7 protein-coding genes are annotated in these 5778 nt (G+C 77.0%); 4 read left to right on the forward strand and 3 right to left on the reverse strand.

Going from position 1 to position 5778, the window contains the following annotated elements:
• The 4 genes from AC2CHG_RS29580 to AC2CHG_RS29595 all read left to right on the forward strand — a co-directional run.
• Window positions 1-466, forward strand: a 466-nt coding sequence (locus tag AC2CHG_RS29580; RefSeq protein WP_484526036.1) for an aminotransferase class I/II-fold pyridoxal phosphate-dependent enzyme, incomplete at its 5' end; no start/stop codon positions are given.
• Window positions 463-1194 (forward strand): dethiobiotin synthase, encoded by a 732-nt coding sequence (bioD, locus tag AC2CHG_RS29585; RefSeq protein ID WP_135243865.1) that lies wholly within the window; start codon window positions 463-465, stop codon window positions 1192-1194. The genes AC2CHG_RS29580 and bioD, both read left to right, overlap by 4 nt.
• A 37-nt stretch (window positions 1195-1231) precedes the next feature.
• Window positions 1232-2752, forward strand: a complete 1521-nt coding sequence (locus tag AC2CHG_RS29590; RefSeq protein WP_484526037.1) for a sensor histidine kinase — start codon at window positions 1232-1234, stop codon at window positions 2750-2752.
• Window positions 2749-3426 (forward strand): response regulator, encoded by a 678-nt coding sequence (locus tag AC2CHG_RS29595; RefSeq protein WP_194803247.1) that lies wholly within the window; start codon window positions 2749-2751, stop codon window positions 3424-3426. The genes AC2CHG_RS29590 and AC2CHG_RS29595 overlap by 4 nt, the downstream gene beginning before the upstream one ends.
• A gap of 15 nt (window positions 3427-3441) precedes the next feature.
• Here the strand turns inward: AC2CHG_RS29595 and AC2CHG_RS29600 are convergent, their stop codons facing one another.
• The 3 genes from AC2CHG_RS29600 to AC2CHG_RS29610 form a co-directional block, all read right to left on the reverse strand.
• Window positions 3442-4266, reverse strand: a complete 825-nt coding sequence (locus AC2CHG_RS29600) for an ABC transporter permease (RefSeq protein ID WP_366623106.1) — start codon at window positions 4264-4266, stop codon at window positions 3442-3444.
• Complete coding sequence (locus tag AC2CHG_RS29605) at window positions 4263-5195, reverse strand: ABC transporter ATP-binding protein (RefSeq protein WP_262016348.1); 933 nt, start codon at window positions 5193-5195, stop codon at window positions 4263-4265. Before AC2CHG_RS29605 ends, AC2CHG_RS29600 begins: the two co-directional genes overlap by 4 nt.
• 69 nt (window positions 5196-5264) lie before the next feature.
• On the reverse strand, window positions 5265-5778 hold a 514-nt coding region (locus tag AC2CHG_RS29610; RefSeq protein WP_484526038.1), incomplete at its 5' end, for a cytochrome P450.

Here is a 5778-nt window from a genome sequence, read left to right on the forward strand (position 1 = left end):
GGTCACCGCGACGCTCTCCAAGGCGCTCGGCGGGGCCGGCGGCGTGGTCGCCGGGCCGGCCGAGTTCGTCCGCCACCTGGTGGAGACCGGCCGCACGTTCATCTTCGACACCGCACCGCCGCCCGCCGTGGTGGCCGGGGTCCGCGCCGCGGTACGCCTGGCCCGCGACGGTGACGCGCTGCGCGCCGAGCTGGCCGACCGGGTCGCCGCGGCGGTGCGCCGGCTCGGCGCGGCCGGGCTGTCCGTGTCCGCCCCGGACGGCGCCGTGATCTCGGTGACCGCGCCCGGCCCGCAGGAGGCGACCGCCTGGGCCGCCGCCTGCCGGGACCTCGGTGTGGCGGTCGGCTGCTTCCGTCCCCCGTCCACGCCGGACAGCCGCTCCCGGCTGCGGCTCACCGTCAGCGCCGGGGTGGACCGGGCCGGCTTCGACCGCGCCCTGGACGTGATCGTGGAGTGTGCGCCATGAGCTTCGGCGACGCCTGGACCGGGCCGGTGCTGGTGACCGGCACCGACACCGAGGTCGGCAAGACAGTGGTGACCGCCGCCGTCGCCGCCGCCGCGCAGGCGGCCGGCCTGCGGGTCGCCGTGGTCAAGCCCGGCCAGACCGGTACGGCGACAGGCGAGCCCGGCGACGTCGACTCGGTGACCCGGCTGGCCGCCCCGCTGACCGGCCGGACGCTCGCCAGCTACCCCGACCCGCTGGCCCCGCTGGCCGCGGCCCGGGTGGCGGAGCTGCCGCCGCTGGAGCTGTACAACGCCGTCGACGCGATCCGCGAGGAGGCGGACAAGCACGACCTGGTGCTCGTCGAGGGCGCGGGCGGGCTGCTCGTACCGATGGGGTTGCGCCCGTCCGGCGAGCCGTGGACGGTGGCCGACCTGGCGGTGTCGCTCGGCGCGCCGGCGGTGGTGGTGGCGCGGGCCGGGCTCGGCACGCTCAACCACACCGCGCTGACGCTGGAGGCGCTGGAGCGGCGGGCCGTCCCGGCCGGCGTGGTGATCGGCGCCTGGCCGACCGAGCCGGAACTGGTGCACTGGCTCAACCTGTCCGAGCTGCTGCCGAATCTGCTCGGCGCGGTGCCGGCCGGCGCGGGCGGCATGGACCCCGGTGTGTTCCGCCGGTCCGCGCCCGGCTGGCTCACCCCCGCCCTCTACGGCGTGCTCGACGACTGGCGGGCCTGGGCCGAGGAGACCTGACTTTCGTCGGTGCCCGGCCCGGCCGGGCGTGGGTAGCGTGACCGCCGTGGAACCCCGCGAACGACAGCGCCGGGCCGGTGACCTGCTGCTCTGGGCCGTACTCGCGGCACCCGTCGCGTACGGCCGCCTCACCCCGCCGTGGCACGCGGACGAGCTGCCGCCGCTGGCCGCCGCGCTGGCGCTGCTCGGCACGGCGGTGTGGATCGGCCGCCGGTGGCCGCTGGTCGCGGTGCTCGCGGTGGTGGCCGGTTCGCTCGTCGACGGCAACGTGGTGTTCGCCATCCCGGTCTTCGGCTACCTGGCCGGACGGCGCAGCGAGCGGGCCGCACCGGCCGCCGCCGTCTTCGCCGCCATCGCGGTCACCGGCTCGGTGCTCAACCTCGGGCTGCTCGGCACCGAGCCGTCCACCTGGTTCGTGCTCTCCTCGGTGCTGCTGTTCGCCGGGGTGTTCCCCTGGCTGCTGGGCCGGCTGCGGCGGCAGCACCGCGCGCTCGCCGACGCCGGGCTGCGCCACGCGCAGGCCGAGCGCCGGGCCGAGGTCGAGCGGGTACGCCTGCGCGAGCGGGCCCGCATCGCCCAGGACATGCACGACTCGCTCGGCCACGACCTGAGCCTCATCGCGCTGCGGGCGGGCGCGCTGGAACTGGCGCCGGACCTGTCCCCGGCGCACCGGGCGGCGGCCGGTGAGCTGCGGGCGAGCGTCGCCGCCGCCACCGAACGCCTGCACGACGTGATCGGCGTGCTGCGCGAGGAGCGCACGCTGCGGCCGGCGGGGGAGACGGTCGCCGACGTGGTCGACGGCGCGCGCGACGCCGGGATGACAGTCGACCTGCGCGGCGACGAGGAGGACCTGCCGCCGCTGCCCGCGCACGCGGTGCACCGGGTGGTCCGGGAGGCGCTCACAAACGCCGCCCGCTACGCCCCCGGTGCCCCGGTCACCGTCGAGGTGGCCCGCGCCGAGGGCACTGTGACGGTCGCGGTGGTGAACGCGCCACCGCCGGCCGGTCCGCTGCCCGGGCCGCCGTCGAACGGCTCCGGGTTGCTGGCGCTGCGCGAGCGGGTACGCCTCGCCGGCGGCACCCTGGACGCCGGTCCCCGCGACGGTGGCTGGGCGGTCACCGCACGCGTCCCGCTGGACCGGGCGGCCGGCCCCGGCACACCGGACGCGGACGCCGACCCGCTCGGCGGTGCCGGTGTACCTCGGCGGGGTGAACCGGGGGACGCGGCCCGGCGGCTGCGGGAGGCCCGGCGGCGGGCGCGGCGCAGCCTGCTCGTCGCGATCGGCGCGCCCACCGGGCTCGCACTGGTGCTGGCGCTCGTCTACTACCCGCTCGCCACCGCCGGCGCGGTGCTGGACCGGCCCGGCTACGAACGGCTGCGGCTGGGTGAGCCGCGCGACGCGCTCGGGCTGCCCCGCCGGCAGGCCGACCCGCCCGCGACCGGCGCCGCGCCGGGCTGCGAGTTCTACACCGACGGCAACTTCCCGTTCGCCCAGGCGACCTGGCGGCTCTGTTTCGCCGGCGGGCGGCTGGTCAGCAAGGAGCAGATCGCACCATGAGCGACGACCACGACCGCCCGCTGCGGGTGGTGCTCGCCGACGACGAGGCGCTGGTCCGGGCCGGGGTCCGGGCGATCCTGGCCGCCGACCCGGGCATCGAGGTGGTCGGTGAGGCGGGCGACGGCCTGGCGGCGGTCGAGCTGGTCCGCGCGCACCGCCCCCGGGTGGCGCTGCTGGACATCCGGATGCCCCGCTGCGACGGGCTCAGCGCCGCCGCGCAGATCCGCCGGCTGGTGCCGGAGACGGCGGCGGTCATGCTCACCACGTTCGGCGACGACGACCTGATCGCCCGCGCGCTCGGCCACGGCGCCGCCGGGTTCCTGCTCAAGTCCGGCGACCCGCGCGAACTGCTGGCCGGGGTGCGGGCGGTGGCCGACGGCGGGGCGTACCTGTCGCCGCGGGTGGCGCGCCGGGTGATCGAGCTGAGCGGCGGCCGGCTGGCCCGCGGCCCGTACGCGCGGGACCGGCTGGCCGGGCTGACCGACCGGGAACGCGACGTGCTGGCGCTGGTCGGGGCGGGACTGTCCAACGCCGAGATCGCCCGCCGGCTGCACCTGGTCGAGGGCACCGTGAAGAGCTACCTGACCAGCATCTTCACCCGGCTGGACGTGCGCAACCGGGTGCAGGCGGCGATCCTCGCGTACGAGGCGGGGCTGGTCCCGCCCACCGGCTGACCAGCCCGCCCCCGTTCAGGCGTCGCGCCTCGCCAGCGCCCATCGGCCCAGCGCCAGCGCGGCGGCGGCCCAGGCGGCGAGCACCAGCAGCCCCACTGCCGCCGGGTAGGGCTCGGTGTCCCCGGCCAGGAAGTGGTTGCCCGCCACCCCGGGGAACGCGTCGGCGATCCGGGTCAGCACCGTGATGTCCGGCTCCTGCAACGACAGCGGCACGATCATCAGCAGCGCGAACAGGACGGTCAGGGCCAGCACCGCGCCCCGCAGCGCCGCCGCCAGGCCGAGCGCCAGCACACCGATCAGCGCCAGGTACGCCGCGGCGGCCACCACGTCGGCCACCGTCGCGCCCAGCGGGGCGCGGCCCCACTCGCCCAGCACCGGCCGGGCCGTCACCGCGCCGACGGTGCCGAGCAGCAGCCCGACGCCGAACGTCACCGCGCCCACCACCATCGCCTTCGCGGCGAGCACCCGCCCCCGCGACGGTGTGCACCGCAGCGTGGTGCGGATCGTGCCGGTGGTGAACTCGCTGGTGATCGCGAACAGTCCGAGCGCCAGCACCACGTACTGGGTCAGCTCCAGCGATCCGGCCACGATCTCGCCGACGTCCACCACGCCCGGGTTGTCGGCCGGGTCGTCGTCGGTGTTGGCGTTGCGCGCGTAGATGGCGAGCTGGGCGCTCGTGGCCGCCATGGTCAGCACCGCCGCGAGCAGCGTCCACCAGGTGGAGCGGACCGACCAGAGCTTCGTCCACTCGGCGGCCACCGCCCCGGCGAGCGGATGCCCGGTGGTGGGGGCGGGCCGGGCGGTCCGACGGGCCGGGTCGAGCGTGGACGGTGCGGTCATCGGGTGCCACCTCCGGTCGGGCCGGCGGCGTACTCCACGCTGTCGGCGGTCAGCTCCAGGAACGCCTCCTCCAGGGAGGGGGCGACGGGGGTCAGCTCGTGCAGGCGTACCCCCATCTCGTGCGCCAGGTCGCCGACCCGGCCGGCGGTGCTGCCGGCGACGGACATCCCGCCCTCGTCGGCGGTGACAGTCGCGCCCTCGGCGGCCAGCCGGTCGCCGAGGGCGGCGAGCGCGGCCGGCTCGGGGCCGCGTACCCGGACCGACGCGGCGGGGCGGGCGGCGATCAGCTCGGCCAGCGGCGCGTCGGCCACCAGCCGGCCGCGCCCCAGCACCACCACCCGGTCGGCGGTCTGCTGCATCTCGCTCATCAGGTGGCTGGACACGAGGACGGTGCGCCCCTCGTCGGCGAGGCGGCGGGTGAACCCGCGGATCCACCGCACCCCGTCCGGGTCGAGCCCGTTGACCGGCTCGTCGAGCAGCAGCACCGGCGGGTCGCCGAGCAGCGCGCCGGCGATGCCGAGCCGCTGACCCATGCCCAGCGACAGCGCCCGGCCCGGCTTGCCGGCGGCGCGGGCGTCCAGGCCCACCAGGTCGAGCACCTCGGTCACCCGGCGGGCCGGTACGCCGTTGCTGCGTGCCATCGCCCGCAGGTGCGCCATACCGGAGCGGGCCGGGTGCACACCTGTCGCGTCGAGCAGCGCGCCGACCTCGTGCAGCGGGTGCCGCAGCGTGCGGTAGTCCCGGCCGTTGACCAGGGCCTGCCCGGCGGTGGGCCGGTCCAGGCCGAGCACCATCCGCATCGTGGTGGACTTGCCCGCGCCGTTCGGGCCGAGGAATCCGGTGACCTGCCCGGGGCGGATCTCGACGGTCAGGTCGTCGACGGCTGTCACGTCGCCGAACCGTTTCGTCAACGCACGAAGTGTGATCATGCGGCGACGCTATGGGCCGGCGGGGGTGCCGCACCGCCGTCGAACGGCAGCGGCCGGCACTGACTTTCGTCAGGCGCGACGGACCACGAACGCGTCCGGCATCCGGAAGGTGAGGTTGTCCGGGCACCACGGTGGACGCACCACAGTCACCCCGTCGAGCAGCGCGGCGGCCTCGGTGACCACCACTGCCGCCTCCATCCGGGCGAGCTGCGCGCCGACGCAGCGGTGCGGCCCGGCGCCGAAGGCCAGGTGCCGCCGCGAGCCGGGCTGCCCGGGGCGGAACTCGCCCGGCGCCTCGACCACGGCCGGGTCGCGGCCGGCGCGGGCCAGCCAGGCCACGATGCTGGTGCCCGCCGGTACGCCCACCTCGCCGAGCGTCGTGTCCACTGCTGCCACCCGCCGCCAGGTGACGATCGGCGGCTCCAGTCGCAGCCCTTCCTCGACCACGTCGTCCACGCCGATCTCACCGGTGCGCAGCCCGGCCCGTACCGCCGGTTCGCCGGACAGCCGGTGCAGCAGCAGGGTGAGGAACTGCGAGGTGGTCTCCTGGCCGGCGACCAGCAGGAAGAACAGCGCCCCGACG

The sequence above is a fragment of the Micromonospora sp. ATLC20 genome, assembly GCF_057196585.1.

Coding starts and splice junctions, on each gene's coding strand:
- bioD (WP_135243865.1), top strand. CDS start 463: ATGAGCTTCGGCGACGCCTGGACCGGGCCGGTGCTGGTGACCGGCACC.
- AC2CHG_RS29595 (WP_194803247.1), top strand. CDS start 2,749: ATGAGCGACGACCACGACCGCCCGCTGCGGGTGGTGCTCGCCGACGAC.
- AC2CHG_RS29600 (WP_366623106.1), bottom strand. CDS start 4,266: ATGACCGCACCGTCCACGCTCGACCCGGCCCGTCGGACCGCCCGGCCC.
- AC2CHG_RS29605 (WP_262016348.1), bottom strand. CDS start 5,195: ATGATCACACTTCGTGCGTTGACGAAACGGTTCGGCGACGTGACAGCC.